Raw genomic sequence first — 14,672 nt, forward strand, 5'->3', positions numbered from 1 at the left:
GCCGATGCCCGTCACCACCATCGCCCTGCGCGCCCCGCTGGTTCTCGTACCCGGCTTCGGTCTCGATGAACAGCTTCGCTCGAAGGCCGAATCCAGCGCCGGTCTGCCACCGGACGCCTCACAGATCGTTCACGACCTGAACCAGCTGAAAGCCGGCGTGGCCGTGATCGTCAACCCGGCTGGCGGCAAGTACAAACCGTCCTTGCTGGTTCATACACGCGCGTACCGGATACGCCTCGAAGCGACGAACCGAGGGAGCGGCTACCTCGTCAAGCACATCGATCCGCTGCGCCTCACCGACCACGCGCGACTCGCCAGGTCCTGCCTTGTGGTGCGCCCGCCTGTCTGGCACATGGTGTTTGAGCTGCGGGCTGTACCCACGGGCTCGGACGCCCAGTGGCAGGTCCTCGAACAGGCTTGGCAGCGTCTCGGTCAGGCGCGGGCGGATCAGCCGGAAGTCCAGTCTACCGGCGATGCCCAGTCGGATTTTCTCGACTCGGTGGACCGCCTCATCGACGCCACCGAGGAGATCACCACGCGGGAGGCACGCCAAGCCGCCCCCTTCCCGTATCAGAGCTTCACGGCCACTGGTGGCAAGCGCGGCAGAGCCCCGCAGTCCGTCTACGAATTCGAGCTCATCGGACCGGAGCTGCCGCCGTCCGGCGCCTTCGTCCGCATTCAGGGCGACACGGAGACCCGTGGCAAAGTGGGCCGGGCAGCGGGCCGGTGCGTCACCGTCCGATTCGATCAGCCCGCGTCATGGGACCGGCTGCCGACGCGCGGCGCTCTGGAGCTCATCCCCAGCAATGTGATCTTCAACAAGCAGCGGCAGGCCGTGGCGAGCCTCCGCGCACGCGATTCCAAGAACCCTGGCCTCCTCCCTGCCATGGTCGAACACCAGGTGCGCCCGATCCCGGCGACTGGCGCGCAACCGCACCAGGAACTCGACCCCGAACAACTCCGGGCGTTCCGCAAGGCGTTGACCACCGAGGACCTGCTGGTGGTGCTCGGCCCGCCCGGCACGGGCAAGACCCGGACCATCACGGAGATCGCCCACACCGCCGCAACCACGTCCGCCGCGGACAGCGGCCGAGTGCTTGTCACGTCCCACACCAACCGCGCCGTGGACAACGTGTTAGCCCGGCTCCCGCAAGATCTCGTGGTGATCCGGGTCGGGGACGAGAGCAAGGTTCACGCCGACGTCAAACCGTTACTCCTGGAGGAACAGTCGGAGAGCCTCTCCGAAGAGATCCGGCACGCAATGGCCCAGCGTACGCAGGCCTACCAGGAGGCAGCAGCCGTAGAACCGTGGACAGCCGAGCTCGCCACGCGCGTTCAGCAGGTCGACAGCCACGCCGAGGAGGCGCGGACCGCGGACCTGCGCCTGCGCGCAGCGATTCGGGCCGCGGCCGCACCAGCCCAGGAGCATTTGGCGGCGCTCCGGCGCGAGGAACAACAACGGCGGTCGATCCTGGAGGATCGCACCGAGCGTGCCGAGTGGCTCCGGGCGAAGGCCCACTCCGAACGGCAGCGTTCCAACGCCCTGTTCACCGGTCGCCTGCACCGCACCCGGGCTCGCCGCCGGGAAGAAGAGCTCGCCACCGAGACAGCCGAGATCGAGAAGCTGAACGCGCTCGCCCCCGGCATCCTCCGGCGGACCGAGGCGGCGAGCGCCGGGGCAGAACGCGCGACCCGCGAGGACCCCGCAGTCATCGCCGCCCGAACCACACTTCAGACGGCGGAAGGCCACGTCGCCAAGAGCGTCCAGTCCGCCTACGAGGCAGCCGACACGGCCGTCCACGCGCTGCGCTCGGTCGTGCCGGGCACGGCGCTGCCGGCTCGCCTGCTGGATCCGGCCGATGGGGCGACCGCGCTGCGCGCCCTGCACGGGCAGCTGAAGGACTGGCTCCCGGTCCTTTCGCGACGCCAGGAACTGACCCAGCAGTGGCGAGCCGCCATCGGCCAGGACCCGGGGCAGCTGGTGCCCGAACTCGTCCGCTACGCCCAGGTGGTCGGCGCCACCTGCATCGGCGCCGCGTCACGCGCCGAACTGGCTGGCGTCGACTTCGACTTGGGAATCGTCGACGAGGCCGGCCAGATCGGAATCGCGGACACACTGGTGCCTCTGGCTCGGGTCCGCCGTGGTGTCCTGGTCGGCGATGACCGGCAATTGCCGCCCTTCCGCGATGCCGACGTGGACGAGTGGGCCCAGGACATCGGTGATCCCGAACTGATCCGGCTGATGTCACAGAGCGCCTTGGAACGCTTGCGTGCCGGGCTGCCCTCTTCGCATGTCGTGCAGCTGACCCGCCAGCGTCGCATGCCCGCCGAGATCGCCGACTTCATCTCGGCCGCCTTCTACCGGGGAGAACTGCTCACGGAGAAGGATCACAGTCACCGCGATCCCCTGTTCGCGAGCCCGATGGCCTTCGTCGACACTGCCGCGCTGCCCGACCGCGTGCGTCGTGAGTCGGGGGGCGGGCGCACCGAAGGCCGCAGCCGCAAGGGCCCCTTCAACCCCTGCGAAGCGCGCCTTCTGGCCCGGCTCGCCGCCTTCTACCACCGCCGCGGCGCCGAGTGGATGGTGATCGTCCCCTACCTCGCTCAGCGGCTGGAGGTCGTCCGCTACCTCACCCCGCTGATCGGTGACTCTCAGCTCGCGGATGCTTCGGTCGGCAGCGTCGACTCCTACCAGGGTGGAGAGCGCGACGTCGTCCTGTACGGCTTCACCCGCAGTAATCCGGAGGGCCGGATCGGCTTCCTCAAGGAACTGCGCCGTGCCAACGTCGCCTTCACACGGGCCAAGAGCCAGCTCGTCCTGACCGGCGATCTGAGCACTCTGATGCGTGCGGACGATCCAGGATTCCGCACTCTCATCGGCGACCTTCATCAGCATCTGCTCGAACGTGGCGATCTGCGGGACTACCGGGAGGTCACGGCCGCCCTCGACGAAACCGTCCCGGACCTGGGCGATGCCGCCCGCCTGGCCCGGGAAGGAGGCCGGCCATGACCACTGCACCTCGCCTGATGAACTTCCCTGAGGAGCGAGTTCTGGAGGACGCCGCCTTCGGACAGGGCATCGTGCCCACCCGGCTCTACGCACTGCTGTTGCCGGTGTGGAAGGTGGAGATCCGCGCCGACGTCACCGAGGGCGAGGCCTTCTTCCTGATCGACCGATTTTTGGAGCGCGGGCTGCGCCACGGTTCCTTGGACACCGTGGACGAACTCGCGGCGTTCTTCGCACTGGACCGCGCCCTGGTCGCGCAGGCCGTGCGTTTCCTGACCGCGATCGGCCACACCCAGGAAGGGCCCGGAGGCCGGCTGCACCTGACGCCGCTGGGACAGCGCTCCGTGGACGACGACATCCGCTACGTGGTCACCCGCCAGGACCGACGCCAGCTGTACTTCGAGGCACTGAGCTGCGGCCCGCTGACCCGGGCCCACTACGACGACGAGGTCGTGACGCTGCTGTCCGCCGAAGAGATGGACCGGGCGCAGCGCAGCAAGCACTACCCACGCTTCACACCGGTCGCTGTGGCATCCGGCTTCGACCGCTCAGCCCTCGACCGCCTCAAGAGCCGCAAGGACCGGGCCCGGTTCAACCTCCCCGTCGCGCTGAACGCCGTGGAGTGTCTGAGCGAGACACTCGTCTTCCTGCCCGTCTACCTGGTGCGTGGCCGGGAGCGGCTTCTGGTCTACGGCCAGGCCGAGGCGGGGACAGCACACGACCCGGAGCTCAGTGCGCTTTGCGCCGGTACGCCGGAGCTGATCAACGCGCTCGACAACGAGGAGCTGGACACGGAGGCGGACGAGCGCCTCCTGCGGTCCGCCCTGAAGTGGCTCCGCGAGCAGGGCCTCGACACGGTTGCCCCGGAACAGGACGACGACGGCACCTGGTCGGTCTCTCTGCCTTCCTCCGCCTTCGGCGAGAAGGGGATCCCGTTCTCCCGCATCGGGAGCTATCGCATGGCGGGCAGCCGCTTCTTCCGTGTCTGGTGCCCGGAGGAAACACCACGGAAGCACGCCTTTCTTGACCGACTGGACCAGAGGATGGGCTCGCGCCGGCAGGTCACTCGACAGGAAGCGGAAGAACTCATCACTCGCCTGGCCCTCCAACTACGCTTGGAGATCCCCGATGTGTCCCTTGTCCGCAGCGGCGCGGAGAGGAACGGCCTCAGCGGTCTGGAAGCCCAACTGGCTCGTCTGGAGAATGAAAAACTGTGATCGACATCGGCCAACTCCTGCTTGCCGAGTACGAGCAGATCAAGCAGGAGCAACGAGCCAGGATCGGCTTCCGCGACAACCTCATCTACGCCACCCTCGGCGTCCTGGCGGCGGTCATCGGCTCCACGCTCGCACGGGGCGGCCACCTCGAAATGTTGCTGCTGCTCCCCCCGTTGTCCGTAGTCCTGGGGTGGACCTACCTGGTCAACGACGAGAAAATTTCCGCCGTCGGCCGGTACATACGCGACGACCTGTCCCCTCGCCTCAAGGAGTTGACGTCAGTCCAGACAGATGTCTTCGGCTGGGAATCCGCACACCGTCGCGACGCACGCCGCGGCTCTCGGAAACGATTCCAGCTCACCGTGGACCTGATGACGTTCTGCGGGGCACCGCTTGCGGCACTGGCCGTCTACTGGCTGCTCGGCCCGACACCTTGGCCACTGATGGTGATCTCGCTGGCCGAAACAGCCATGGTCATCGTCTTGGCGGTCCAGGTCGTCCGCTACGCCGAACTCGGGAGCTGAACCGCCCAGCGGCCATTGCCCCGGGGCGATGGCAGTGAGGTCTTCCAACAGCACATCGGCCACCGGTTCCTCGACCACGGCGGTGCCGTACTCAGCCATGGCCTCGACGGCCAACGCGGGGTCCCACGGCGCTCCGGTGATGCCCCGGGTAGCAGACCGTGTGCGTTGCGGACGACCGCGGCCCGGTAGTCCGCTGCCGTCATGCGCCAGGGGTGCGCCCGCGTCTTGTCCAGGACGTATGCGGCAATGCGGATGTCCTCGCCATCGAAGTCACCGTGGTAGCGAAGAGCGGCATCCCGGTCGACGAGTAGGCACAGGAGCTGGATCGCGGCAGTGCTGGGCCAGCCAGACGTGCAGACAAGCGGCGGACAGTCGGGGCCGAAGCGGCGAAGGGCGAGGGCCAGGATGCTGGGGTTCTCCACCACGTGGACAACGAGTGGGGCGAGGGCGGCGGGCAAGGTGAGCTCACCCGGGTTCCGGACGTGGGCGAGGGGCTGGCTGCCTGACCTGCCTCGGTGCACAGGCGGGCCACACGGGCGAGCAGACCGTCGCTGACGAGGCGCAGTCCGCCGACGACGACGGTGGCGGACAGCTCGTCATCGGCTACGCCCGCGCGGCTCCACAAGGCGCACCGTTCCGCCGCGGACTGCGGTGGCACAGTGCCGTACAGGGTCGCCAGGGCGCGCAGGACGAGCGTGGCAAGAGGTGTGTCGTCGCCGAGATCATGCGCGTGTCTGTTCAGAACCCGGGCAGCGAAGACGGGCAGGGGTTCAGCCTGACAGGGGAGTTCGGCGAGCACATTGAGCGCGTCGGTGAGCAGCATACGGGTACGTTCCGCCGAGCCGCGACCAGGGCTTCGACCCGACAGGAAGCGGCCCAGTCGGCGAACACCAGTTGCGCCCATACCGTTTCATGACCGGCCAACCAGGGCCACAGCCCCGAGCGTTCATCGTCCTGGCGGCGGCGCTCACCGGCGCTGTCGCCGAGCGGTCCGACAAGTGCGGTGACGACTTCTCGGACGGTACGGCCGGGCTTCCCCTCTACAGTGCCACCGACGCGACTCACTAACCGAAGAAGCTCAAGCGGACGTTACGGTTGGTATTGCTGATGTTCGTATCCGCCAACCTCCGTTAAGACAACCGACAACGTACCGAGAGCGGAAGCTCAGCGTGATGCGTCGTCGAAGAGATGTCCGAGGAACACGCCCGGGCGCTTCCGCCGACGCGAGTGCCGCGATGCGGCGACCCAGGTGGTCATTCGTCGGCACACGCAGCCGTTCGGTGAGATGCGAGGCACTCAGCCTGCCCAGTGGACCGGTGACAAGGGCTTCGTCGGCGGAACTCAGGATCCCATGGGCCTCACCCACCTCGGCGCACGCGAGTACGACCCGACGACCGGCCGCGGACGCGAAGACCGCCCGGGCGTAGGCTTCGCTCAGCATGGACGCGGCAGGGGGCGGAGCACATGACGGCTGAGTCAACACAGAGGTGGGGGTCGACCCTCGATTCGGTCGTGGTGTACGCGCAGGGCGCGGTCTGCCGGCGCCTGGCCCGGGGCAGCGTGTCGCCTGACGGCCGGGTGCGGGTGACAGGACTGCCCCGCTCGCTGGACCCGGGCTCGCTGCTGGCCCGTGTCCTGGGCGCCCCCGGGGTGCGCGTCACCGAGGCCCGGGTGGAAATCGAGGCCGAGCCGCTCAGCAGGGGCATGCCCGACGAGTTGCGGCGCGAGATCGAGCGGCTGAGCGACAAGTACGCGGCGGCGCAGGGACGCCGGGACCGGCAGCTGAGCCTGATCGAGGAGGTCAGGGCCCTCCACCCGGTCCCACCCGGCCGCAGGCGCGAGGACCCGCACCGCCGCACCCCGGTCGATGCGTGGCTGGAGCTCGGCGACTTCGTCGACGAGCGGCTGACGGGACTGCACAACCGCCTCGTCGAGCTGGAGGAGGCACTGCGCAACGTCGAGCACGAGCTCACCGTCGCCGCCGACAGGCTCGCCCGCGCCTCCACCGACACACCGTCAGCACACGTGGAGAACACGGTCTGCGCGGTCCTGACACTCGACGGCACCGGTGATGCGGAAGTGGAGCTGGAGCTGGAGCTGGAATACGGGGTGCCTGGCGCCGTCTGGGTGCCGGCCTACCGTCTCACTCACCGTCAGGGCGACGGCAGCGGCCGTCTGGTGCTGCGCGCCTCGGTCGCCCAGCGGACCGGCGAGGACTGGACCGGCGTGCGCATCGCCCTGGCCACCGCCGATCTTCGGCGCCGCACGGACCTGCCGAGGCTCCGTTCGATCCGGATCGGACGTAGTCAGCCCGCCCCCGCGGCTTCTGGCTGGCGCGAGCCCCCGGCCGGGCTCGTCGACCTGTTCTCCGGGTACGACGCGGCAGGCCCTGGCCCAGCCACGACCGCCGCACCCACAGCTGTCGGGGCCGGCTCCGCGCCCGTGGGTGCCGCGGGCGGCTCCGTGTCCGGTCCCGTTCCGCCACCGCCGCCTCCCCCGCCGCCGGCACCGCAGAGCTACGGCGGTCCGCCGACCGCAGTTCCGGTGCCCGGCGGCGCGGGCGGCGCTCTCTCGGAAGTCTTCGGCAGCGGGATGCCCGCCCTCGCGCAGCCGGCCGGGTCGCGACCGGACGACAGGCCGCGTACCGGCGGCAGGTCCTTCGCGGGCGCCCCCGCTGCCATGGCGCCTGCGGCTCCTGGCCGGGCCGCGCCGCCACTCCCTCCGGCACCAGTAGCCGGTCCGCCGCAGCCGAGCGGAGCCGAGCTCGACTATGCCGCCCTTGTCCTGTGCGGCCCCGCCGAGCAGGGCGGTCGCAGAGGCCGGCTGTTTCCCGACTCTCCCTTCGACCCGGTGGCGACCGAGTACCGCCGCCGCGCCGAAGCGGTGGCCGCGCTGCCGTTGCCCGGACAGGCCGTGCGGCCCCGCGAGTCGGCGGGTTCCTTCGACCACCGCTTCGATGCCACCGCCCGCGCCGACATTCCGTCGGACGGCACCTGGCACACCGTGACCGTCGGCGAGATCCCGGTCGGCCTGCGTACCGAGTACCTCTGCGTGCCGTCCGTGGAGCAGACCGTGTACGCGACGTTGGTGCTCTCCAACGCCACCGACCAGGCACTGCTGGCCGGCCCGGTGGAGGTCACCGTCGATGACGACTTCCTGCTGACCGCCGCACTGCCCACGCTTGCCCCCGGCGGTGTCCGCCGGGTGGGGCTCGGGCCGGCCGAGGGCATCCGGGTCACCCGCCGTACGAACCTGCACGAGTCGACCTCGGGCCTGCGCAACAACACCACCGTGCTCGACCACCGCGTCCACGTGGAGCTGGCCAACCGGCTCGCGAGGCCCGTCACCGTGGAAGTCCGCGAGCGAGTGCCGGTCGCCTCCGAACCGGACGTCCGGATCGAGGAACGGGCCGACTGGACGGCACCCGAGGAAGGCACGGGGCCCGATCGACATGCGCCGGGCACCCGCGTCTGGCGACTGGACCTGCCCACAGGCGCCACTGCCGCCCTCGACGGCGGCTACGAGATCCGCATCCCGACCGGCAAGGCCCTGGTCGGCGGCAACCGCAGGAGCTGACACCCGCCATGTCCACGGCCCCGAAGCCGATCGCCCTCCCCGTCACCGCCGTCACGTGCCTTGAGGATCGCGCCCACATCGAGCGCACCGTCGTGCTCGACCTGGAAGCCGGCGTCCAGCAGCTGCGTCTCGGGCCGGTCAGTGCGCTGGCCGTCGACCGGACCCTCCATGCCGAGCTGACCGCCGATCACCCCGCGACCGTGCTCGACGTGCGGATCGTCCGCAGCTGGACGCCGCGCGGGCCGCTGCCGTCCACCGACGACGACTCCGCCCTGCGCCACCGCGTACACACCCTCGAAGAGGAGCGGCTGGCCCTGGGGCAGCGACGCGATCGGCTGCATGCCCGCCTTGACCTGCTCGGCCGCCTCGCCGCCGATCTGCTGCGGGAGATCGGCGAAGGCGCCGGCTCCGGGGAGACCGAACAGCCCCGCTGGGCCCGCGAACTGGACCGGGTGGACGACGAGCGCGACGCGCACGGCGAGCAACTCCGCACCGTGGAAGCCCGGCTGGCTGCCCTGGCCGTCGAACTCGGGGAAATCCAGCGGGCCATGCAACTCTCCGAGGAGGAGCCCGCCGAGCTGGTCGGCCATATCGAGTTGACCGTGGGGTCCACGGCCGCCGGGCCGGTCGGGCTGCGCCTGAGCCACCTCACTCCGTGTGCGCTGTGGCGGCCCGCCTACCGGGCCGTGCTCGACGGGGACTCCCTGACACTGGAGACCGACGCGATGGTCTGGCAGCGCACCGGTGAGGACTGGTCGGACGTACGGCTGACATTGTCGACGGCCCGCTCGGCGCTGGCCACCGATCCGCCACGGCTGGGCGAGGACCGGCTGACGCTCAAGGACCGCTCCGCGGCGGAGCGCCGCACGGTCGACGTCGAGCTGCGCGAGGAGGAGATCGGGACCCTCGGCCCGGCCCCGGTGCTGGGCCTGCCGGGGGTGGACGACGGCGGTGAGGCGCGGGTGCTGAGATCCCCCGCGCCGGTCTCGGTGCCCGGTGACGGCCGCGCCCACCGAGTGCCGCTCTCCGCATTCACCACAGCCGCGCCCAGTGAGTACGCCTGCTCACCGGAGTTGTCCCCCCTGGTCACCCAGGTGGTGCGGTTCGACAACCTGTCCGGCCACGCACTGCTCCCCGGACCCGTGGACCTGGTCCGCGGCAGCGGATTCAGCGGCCGCGGCACGCTGGACTTCACTGCCTCCGGCGCCCCCGTCGAGCTGGCCTTCGGCAGCTGCGACGACTACCGGGTGGCCCGGCATGCCGAGGAGTCCCGCGACACCGCCGGTATCACCCAGCGGACCGTGGTCACCCGCACTGTCCGGCTGCACCTGTCCCGGTTCTCCGCCCCCGGGGAGCACGACGAGCGGGTGGTCGTCCTTCGGGAGCGGATCCCGGTCTCCGAGGTCTCGGCGGTGGAGATACGCCTGCGCAAGGATTCCTGCTCCCCGGCGCCCGACGCGGTCGACGCCGAGGGCATCGCCCGCTGGGACGTCGCCCTCCCGCCCGGCAGCCGCCGTACGGTCACCCTGGTCTACGAGCTGTCGGCGAGCGCCAAGGTCACCGGGCTCTGAGTCAAGGCGTGACCGGGGCGGAGCATCCGTGGGCTTTCGCCGAGCGCTCGGCGAAAGCCTTGAGTACGGCACGTTCGTAGGCGAGGTCCGCCTTGCCTCTCGGGTACTTGCGCTCCTCCGCCCTCTCGAACGAGGGGTGCAGGGTGAACAGGGCCGGTCCGCTGCGGCACTTGGCCGTCGTCCAGCTCACCCGGCCGTCAGGGTCGCGGTGGTGCGCGGGTGTCTCGGTGTTCGGTACGTCGTCATAGGACTCCTCCTCGTAGCCGAGAAACCGCTCCTGCGCATAGGGGCCGTAGTCCGCTTCGAGTTCGTAGCGTGTGCTGTTGTCGGCGTCGGCGAGCCGGCATGTTTCGTGCGGGGCGCCCGCGCGGGCGGTCTCGGTGGCGATCGTCACGCCGCGTGCGGCGGGGATGCCGGAGCAGGTTCCGTCGGCCGTGCGGAGCGGCTCGTACTCGTCCTGGTTCACCGGCAGGCCGAGGCTGCCGATGGGCTTTCCGAGCTTGGCTCCGCAGTGCCGGGCCTTCGAGGCCTCGGCCGCCGTGGAGGTGGCGATCCTGGTGAACTGCGGTCGTTCGGCCGGGTTGTCCAGCGCCTTGTCGAGGGTTGTCTCGACGGTGACGGACAAACCCTTGGCGCTGCTTTCCCCGGTGCACTCGAGGACCAGGCTCGTGGTCACCTTCTTGTACTCGTCGGCCCTGAAGGGGTCCGCCGCTCCGAAGCGGTCGGGGGCGGCCCCGAAGAGCCCCGTCCATCCGTGACCCACCGGCACGGCGGGCGCGGTCGGCGATCCCGCGTAGAGGGAGGGCAGCAGGGACGGTCCGACGTGTGCGGTGTCGAGGACACGGATTTCGGCGATGCCGCCGCCGTAGACGTGCACCTCGCAGCCCACCAGGCCCGCACCGCTTCTTTCGTTCTCGACCTCGACGGCTCCCGGCCCGAGGACGCCACGCACCGCGTTCCGGTCGAGCAGGCCGTCACAGGCTCCGTCGAGCGCCGACTCGTCGCTCCAGCGCTGGAAGTCGCCGTGCACCTGGAGATACCCGGCGACGACAACGGCCGCTGCGACCAGAGCGACGACCGACCGCAGGACGATCCGCCTCACCGCCATCCCTCCACCTCTCCAAGGATCTTGGTGTCATGGCAGCGCTGCTGCCCGGGCCAGCCGTCGGGGTCGGCGAGATAGCTGTCCATCAGCTTGCGGGCGCCCTTGGAGAACTTGGTCCGCTCTGCCTCGCTGAGCGTGTACTCGCTGAGATCGGACGGCTCCGTGCGGACGGTGACACGGTGGTACGTGGTGCCCGCGGCGCACTCCGACCCTGCCCACAGGGCGAGTTCGTGCGGCTCCGATTGGGGGATGACCTTTGTCCGCGCCCCTTCTCGGAAGGCGAAGCTGTCACCGGTACGGTGGTACGCGCCGTTGGCGGACTCGCTGAGCGGCCCGGCCCAACTCGCCGCCGAGACATTGACGACCGCACCGTCGGGTGGAGTCGGATCAGTGTCCATCGGGTCCTCGCGGTCCAGGATGGTGGCTTCGCAGACGCTCAGCAGCCGTGAGTCCTGCAGATCGCCGCTGGCGGTCCACGTACCGGGGAAGCCCGCGCGCTTGCCGAGCTCACGGCACTTCTTCACGCCCAGGCCCGGCACGTCGATCCCTGTGACCCTCATGTTGCCCCCGTCCGCGTCCTTGGTGACATGGGCCTCATACGTGTCGATGACCCTCGTAGGCATCTTCAGCGGGGAGCCACCGCATTTCTGGGCCGCGGCGATTCCGTTGGCGACCTGGACGGCGGTACGGAAGTCCGCGAGATACCCGGCCGGCTTCCCCTTGTCGGGAACGGGCAGATCGACAACGGCTGTGACATACATCCCGGACACCTCGCGGACCCGGCCCTCGAGCCCTCCGGGGCACTCGGCGACGACCCACGTCCGCCCGTCCTCGCCCACCCTGCCGGTGACTCCGGGCGCCTCGTATCCCTCGTCGTCACCGCCGGGCAGGATGTCCTCGGCCCGCACCGTCGACGGCAACCGGGAAATGAGCGCGACGGCCCGCACCCGCACCGACCCATGCCCCGGCCAGGTGAGGGAGCAGTTCACCAGGGAGCGGCTTTCCTGATCGGGCTGGAGCATGGTGCCGTACTGGCTCACCTCGCCCGCAACGTCGTCGGGCACGAGGCCCCGCAGCTCCTCGTACGGCAGGAGTCCGGCACAGGCACGCTTCAACTGCGCCCGGTTCGCCACCGAATGACCGCTGCTGTCCGAACGGTCGACGCCGAAGTAGAGCACCGCCCCGGTGACCAACAACACGAGCGGCAGCCCTATGAACAGCGGCTTGCGCAACCATGACGGCACCCAACCCACGGAGCCCCCCTCCCCAGCACTGCCGGCAGAATCAATTCATCACCGGCGGATCAAGGCCTGGAACCTATCAGAGCCGTACGGGCGGGCCTCCTGGCGCAGGCTGCACCGTCCGCCATCCGGGCGAGCCGAACGATCGTTTCTGTGGTGATGTTCCACGCGGCGCCGGTGTGGCAGGTCTCGGGTGCCGATCCCCGCCCGTACAACCACCGTCCTGATCAACCGCTTCGTGCGGCGCGGGGTACCCGCGCTCGCCCTCGTCCCGCTGCTCCTGGCCGGGCCCGCAGTCGTCCGACCCGACCACGCGGTGGCGGACTCCGCGCCACGCGCCCGCACCCCTGTCCAACTGCTGACGTGGGCGAGGACGTCGCGCTCGGCGTCGCACGGCAGTTGACACCGTCCTGCCCGACGCCGCCCTCCAGGCCGCCGCCCTGACCGCCGTCACCGACCTGTTCGGCATCGTGGTCCCTACCGCGGACGCCCTGCCAGCCTGCCCGAGCCGATGAGGCACGGAGGCACGGATCGCTGCGTGATCCGGTCGCCGTGCCCGGTCCCGGCCATACACGCGGGTGCGGTCCACCCGGGGCGTACCGACGAGGCCGGCGGCCCCACCCGCGAGACGGCGCGGGCAGCCTCGTGGGCCGGGGAGCCGCAAGTCAGGCGGCTACCGTGCTCTGCCGGGGCAGCCAGAAATCGAGAAGGGCGGAAACCGTTTCTGCGGGCATGTGCACATTGGGGGAATGTCCGCCGCCCTCGATCCTGACGAATCTGGCTCCCAGTTCACGGGCCATCCGTTCGACCCCGTCGGGCGCCCAGGTCTCATCGGGAGTCCCCGAGATCACGGACAGGGGAACTGACAGTCGTGCCAGTTCTGACGTCGTGTCCGTCTCCTCGAGCATGTGCTCAGCCACGGCCGCCAGTTGCGATGGACTGTTGCTCAGCCACCTGCGCTCCAGGAAGCTTTCGACGTCCTCGGGCACGAGGGCGTCGCCGCTCCGCACGAAGGGCCAGATGTCGGCAAGAGTCATCGAGTCGATGACGGAGAGCAGCAGATTCAGGCGCTCTTGCTGCCAGGAGGAAACCCCGGCGGGGCCGAAGTTCATCAATGTGAGCGACGCCCAGAGGGCGGGGTCCCCCTGGGTGGCGAGGACCGCTGCGCGGCTGACGAGCCCCCCGTACGAGTGACCCAGCAAATGAACAGGACCGGCGTCGACGCACCGGGCGACGGCCACCAGATCGCTCGCGAGGTCGGCACGAGAGAAAGAAGGGTCAGGCGACGCCTGACCGGTCTCGAACTGGCCTCGGCAGTCGACGGCCACTACGCGTACGCCCGCGTCGCTCAGCGCGGGCAGCATGGGGAGGAAGTCCTCCTTGCTGCCCATGAAACCAGGCACGAACAGGGCCGTCGCCCGGGAAAGAGCGTGCCCGGCGGGTTCGACATCCAGGGCGGCGAAGATGCCTCGCTCCGTACAGAGGCGCACCGAACGTGCGTGGTCCGGGGCCTCCAAACTCAACAACTGGCTCATGGAACAGCATGATAAGCACCCGGTCCGGGCGGATACGTGCCGTGAGCGAGCCGCAGACGCCACTCAGCCCCAATGGGGCGACGAGGAGTCCGACTGCCGGACTAATCTTCGGATTCCTCGCGTGGCGCGGGCATCCTCACCCGTGGATCGTCGTGGTGCCAGCCTCCGAAGCGCCCGATCGCCTTCCAGAGCTTCTTCTCTCCGTTCCGCTGGACCTGCCTTCCGGACTCCCAGGAGAGGACGTCCCGCCCGTATACGCTGCGGGCGAGATCGTTCACGTCGTTCTCGATGGCCCGTAGGTGCGTCCCAAGCCTCTGGATGCCGTCATTGCTGTCCCGCAGATACAGGTAAGCGATGAACAGCACGAGCCCCACCACGAGGATCCGCCAGAGCCCCAGGCCGCTACCGAGCGTCGCGGCGATGGCGGTCGCCGCGCCGGCATATCCAGCCAGCTGCTGTCGTGCCCCGATCCTCTGCACCACCTCGGACCGCAGGGAGTCGTACTCCTTCATCCGAAGTTCGATGACCTCAAGCGTCTTGTCGTGCTCACTCGTATTCCCGCTCACGGGCACCCCCTTGCGTGGATGATGCCCTGGGCGCGGGCAGGTCACTCCTGCGCGGAGCGGACCGACCACCATGTGCTCGCGTGGCAGCCGGAACCCTGACAACCGTGACGACAGGTCGGTCCGGGCGTGCCCCTGGCCAGAAAGCCACCGATGTCCCGGCGGTCGGCCAGGGTCCGCCCAGTAGTTCAGAGGCAGGAGCCCGATGCTGCGTCCACGCCGGTCGAGGATGCGGCAGCGCGCCGAACACCTTGACGGGTTTCATCGTGCGCTTCCAGCACCCCTCGCAGAGCGCCTTGGCGTCGAGCGGGCGGATACTGGCTGCGGCTTCCG

At 69.8% G+C, this 14,672-nt stretch carries 12 protein-coding genes and 2 pseudogenes; 8 read left to right on the forward strand and 6 right to left on the reverse strand.

Annotated features, from left to right (window positions below):
• Positions 1-4 precede the first annotated feature (4 nt).
• From IEZ15_RS29415 to IEZ15_RS29425, 3 genes are read left to right on the forward strand one after another with little or no spacing between them, the layout of a single operon-like run.
• A complete protein-coding gene (locus tag IEZ15_RS29415; protein WP_189280100.1) occupies positions 5-3,010 on the forward strand; it encodes a DEAD/DEAH box helicase in 3,006 nt (1,001 codons plus the stop codon).
• Positions 3,007-4,224 carry a hypothetical protein gene (locus IEZ15_RS29420; RefSeq protein ID WP_189280101.1) on the forward strand — a complete coding sequence of 406 codons (1,218 nt, stop codon included), beginning with the start codon at positions 3,007-3,009 and terminating at the stop codon, positions 4,222-4,224. The genes IEZ15_RS29415 and IEZ15_RS29420 overlap by 4 nt, the downstream gene beginning before the upstream one ends.
• Entirely contained in the window at positions 4,221-4,748 is a 528-nt protein-coding gene (locus tag IEZ15_RS29425) for a hypothetical protein (RefSeq protein WP_189280102.1), read from the forward strand. Before IEZ15_RS29420 ends, IEZ15_RS29425 begins: the two co-directional genes overlap by 4 nt.
• Here IEZ15_RS29425 and IEZ15_RS45175 read toward each other — a convergent pair.
• Together IEZ15_RS45175 and IEZ15_RS45180 are read right to left on the reverse strand one after the other, a co-directional pair.
• A complete protein-coding gene (locus IEZ15_RS45175) occupies positions 4,727-5,269 on the reverse strand; it encodes a DUF2399 domain-containing protein (RefSeq protein ID WP_308427456.1) in 543 nt (180 codons plus the stop codon). The genes IEZ15_RS29425 and IEZ15_RS45175 overlap by 22 nt on opposite strands.
• Positions 5,270-5,367: 98 nt before the next feature.
• Positions 5,368-5,652 (reverse strand): annotated as a pseudogene (locus tag IEZ15_RS45180) (TIGR02679 domain-containing protein); the annotation flags it as partial.
• An 8-nt stretch (positions 5,653-5,660) separates the two neighbouring features.
• On the opposite strand from IEZ15_RS45180, the gene IEZ15_RS45185 reads away from it, so the two are divergent.
• From IEZ15_RS45185 to IEZ15_RS29440, 4 genes and pseudogenes are all read left to right on the forward strand, one after another.
• Entirely contained in the window at positions 5,661-5,816 is a 156-nt protein-coding gene (locus tag IEZ15_RS45185) for a hypothetical protein (protein WP_229846167.1), read from the forward strand.
• A gap of 166 nt (positions 5,817-5,982) precedes the next feature.
• Positions 5,983-6,150 (forward strand): annotated as a pseudogene (locus tag IEZ15_RS47790) (RHS repeat-associated core domain-containing protein); the annotation flags it as partial.
• Between the two features lie 62 nt (positions 6,151-6,212).
• On the forward strand, positions 6,213-8,324 hold the full coding sequence (locus tag IEZ15_RS29435; RefSeq protein WP_189280103.1) for a DUF4139 domain-containing protein: 2,112 nt from the start codon (positions 6,213-6,215) through the stop codon (positions 8,322-8,324).
• Positions 8,325-8,332: 8 nt separating this feature from the next.
• Positions 8,333-9,895 (forward strand): mucoidy inhibitor MuiA family protein, encoded by a 1,563-nt coding sequence (locus IEZ15_RS29440; RefSeq protein ID WP_189280104.1) that lies wholly within the window; start codon positions 8,333-8,335, stop codon positions 9,893-9,895.
• Position 9,896: 1 nt separating this feature from the next.
• Here IEZ15_RS29440 and IEZ15_RS29445 read toward each other — a convergent pair whose 3' ends face one another.
• On the reverse strand, positions 9,897-11,003 hold the full coding sequence (locus IEZ15_RS29445) for a hypothetical protein (protein ID WP_189280105.1): 1,107 nt from the start codon (positions 11,001-11,003) through the stop codon (positions 9,897-9,899).
• Complete coding sequence (locus IEZ15_RS29450; RefSeq protein ID WP_189280106.1) at positions 10,994-12,253, reverse strand: hypothetical protein; 1,260 nt, start codon at positions 12,251-12,253, stop codon at positions 10,994-10,996. The genes IEZ15_RS29445 and IEZ15_RS29450 overlap by 10 nt, the downstream gene beginning before the upstream one ends.
• Positions 12,254-12,434: 181 nt before the next feature.
• Between IEZ15_RS29450 and IEZ15_RS29455 the strand changes: the two genes are divergently transcribed.
• Positions 12,435-12,644 carry a hypothetical protein gene (locus IEZ15_RS29455; protein WP_189280107.1) on the forward strand — a complete coding sequence of 70 codons (210 nt, stop codon included), beginning with the start codon at positions 12,435-12,437 and terminating at the stop codon, positions 12,642-12,644.
• A 262-nt stretch (positions 12,645-12,906) separates the two neighbouring features.
• Here IEZ15_RS29455 and IEZ15_RS29460 read toward each other — a convergent pair whose 3' ends face one another.
• Together IEZ15_RS29460 and IEZ15_RS29465 are read right to left on the reverse strand one after the other, a co-directional pair.
• On the reverse strand, positions 12,907-13,776 hold the full coding sequence (locus IEZ15_RS29460; protein WP_189280108.1) for an alpha/beta fold hydrolase: 870 nt from the start codon (positions 13,774-13,776) through the stop codon (positions 12,907-12,909).
• Positions 13,777-13,877: 101 nt separating this feature from the next.
• A complete protein-coding gene (locus IEZ15_RS29465; protein WP_189280109.1) occupies positions 13,878-14,342 on the reverse strand; it encodes a hypothetical protein in 465 nt (154 codons plus the stop codon).
• Positions 14,343-14,672: the final 330 nt, after the last annotated feature.

Source organism: Streptomyces atratus, assembly GCF_014648655.1.
GTDB lineage: Bacteria > Actinomycetota > Actinomycetes > Streptomycetales > Streptomycetaceae > Streptomyces > Streptomyces atratus.

What these genes read in the sequence shown, in the direction of transcription:
- IEZ15_RS29415 (WP_189280100.1), top strand. Translation starts at nt 5, where the DNA reads ATGCCCGTCACCACCATCGCCCTGCGCGCCCCGCTGGTTCTCGTACCC.
- IEZ15_RS29440 (WP_189280104.1), top strand. Translation starts at nt 8,333, where the DNA reads ATGTCCACGGCCCCGAAGCCGATCGCCCTCCCCGTCACCGCCGTCACG.
- IEZ15_RS29445 (WP_189280105.1), bottom strand. Translation starts at nt 11,003, where the DNA reads ATGGCGGTGAGGCGGATCGTCCTGCGGTCGGTCGTCGCTCTGGTCGCA.
- IEZ15_RS29460 (WP_189280108.1), bottom strand. Translation starts at nt 13,776, where the DNA reads ATGAGCCAGTTGTTGAGTTTGGAGGCCCCGGACCACGCACGTTCGGTG.
- IEZ15_RS29435 (WP_189280103.1), top strand. Translation starts at nt 6,213, where the DNA reads ATGACGGCTGAGTCAACACAGAGGTGGGGGTCGACCCTCGATTCGGTC.
- IEZ15_RS29420 (WP_189280101.1), top strand. Translation starts at nt 3,007, where the DNA reads ATGACCACTGCACCTCGCCTGATGAACTTCCCTGAGGAGCGAGTTCTG.
- IEZ15_RS45185 (WP_229846167.1), top strand. Translation starts at nt 5,661, where the DNA reads ATGACCGGCCAACCAGGGCCACAGCCCCGAGCGTTCATCGTCCTGGCG.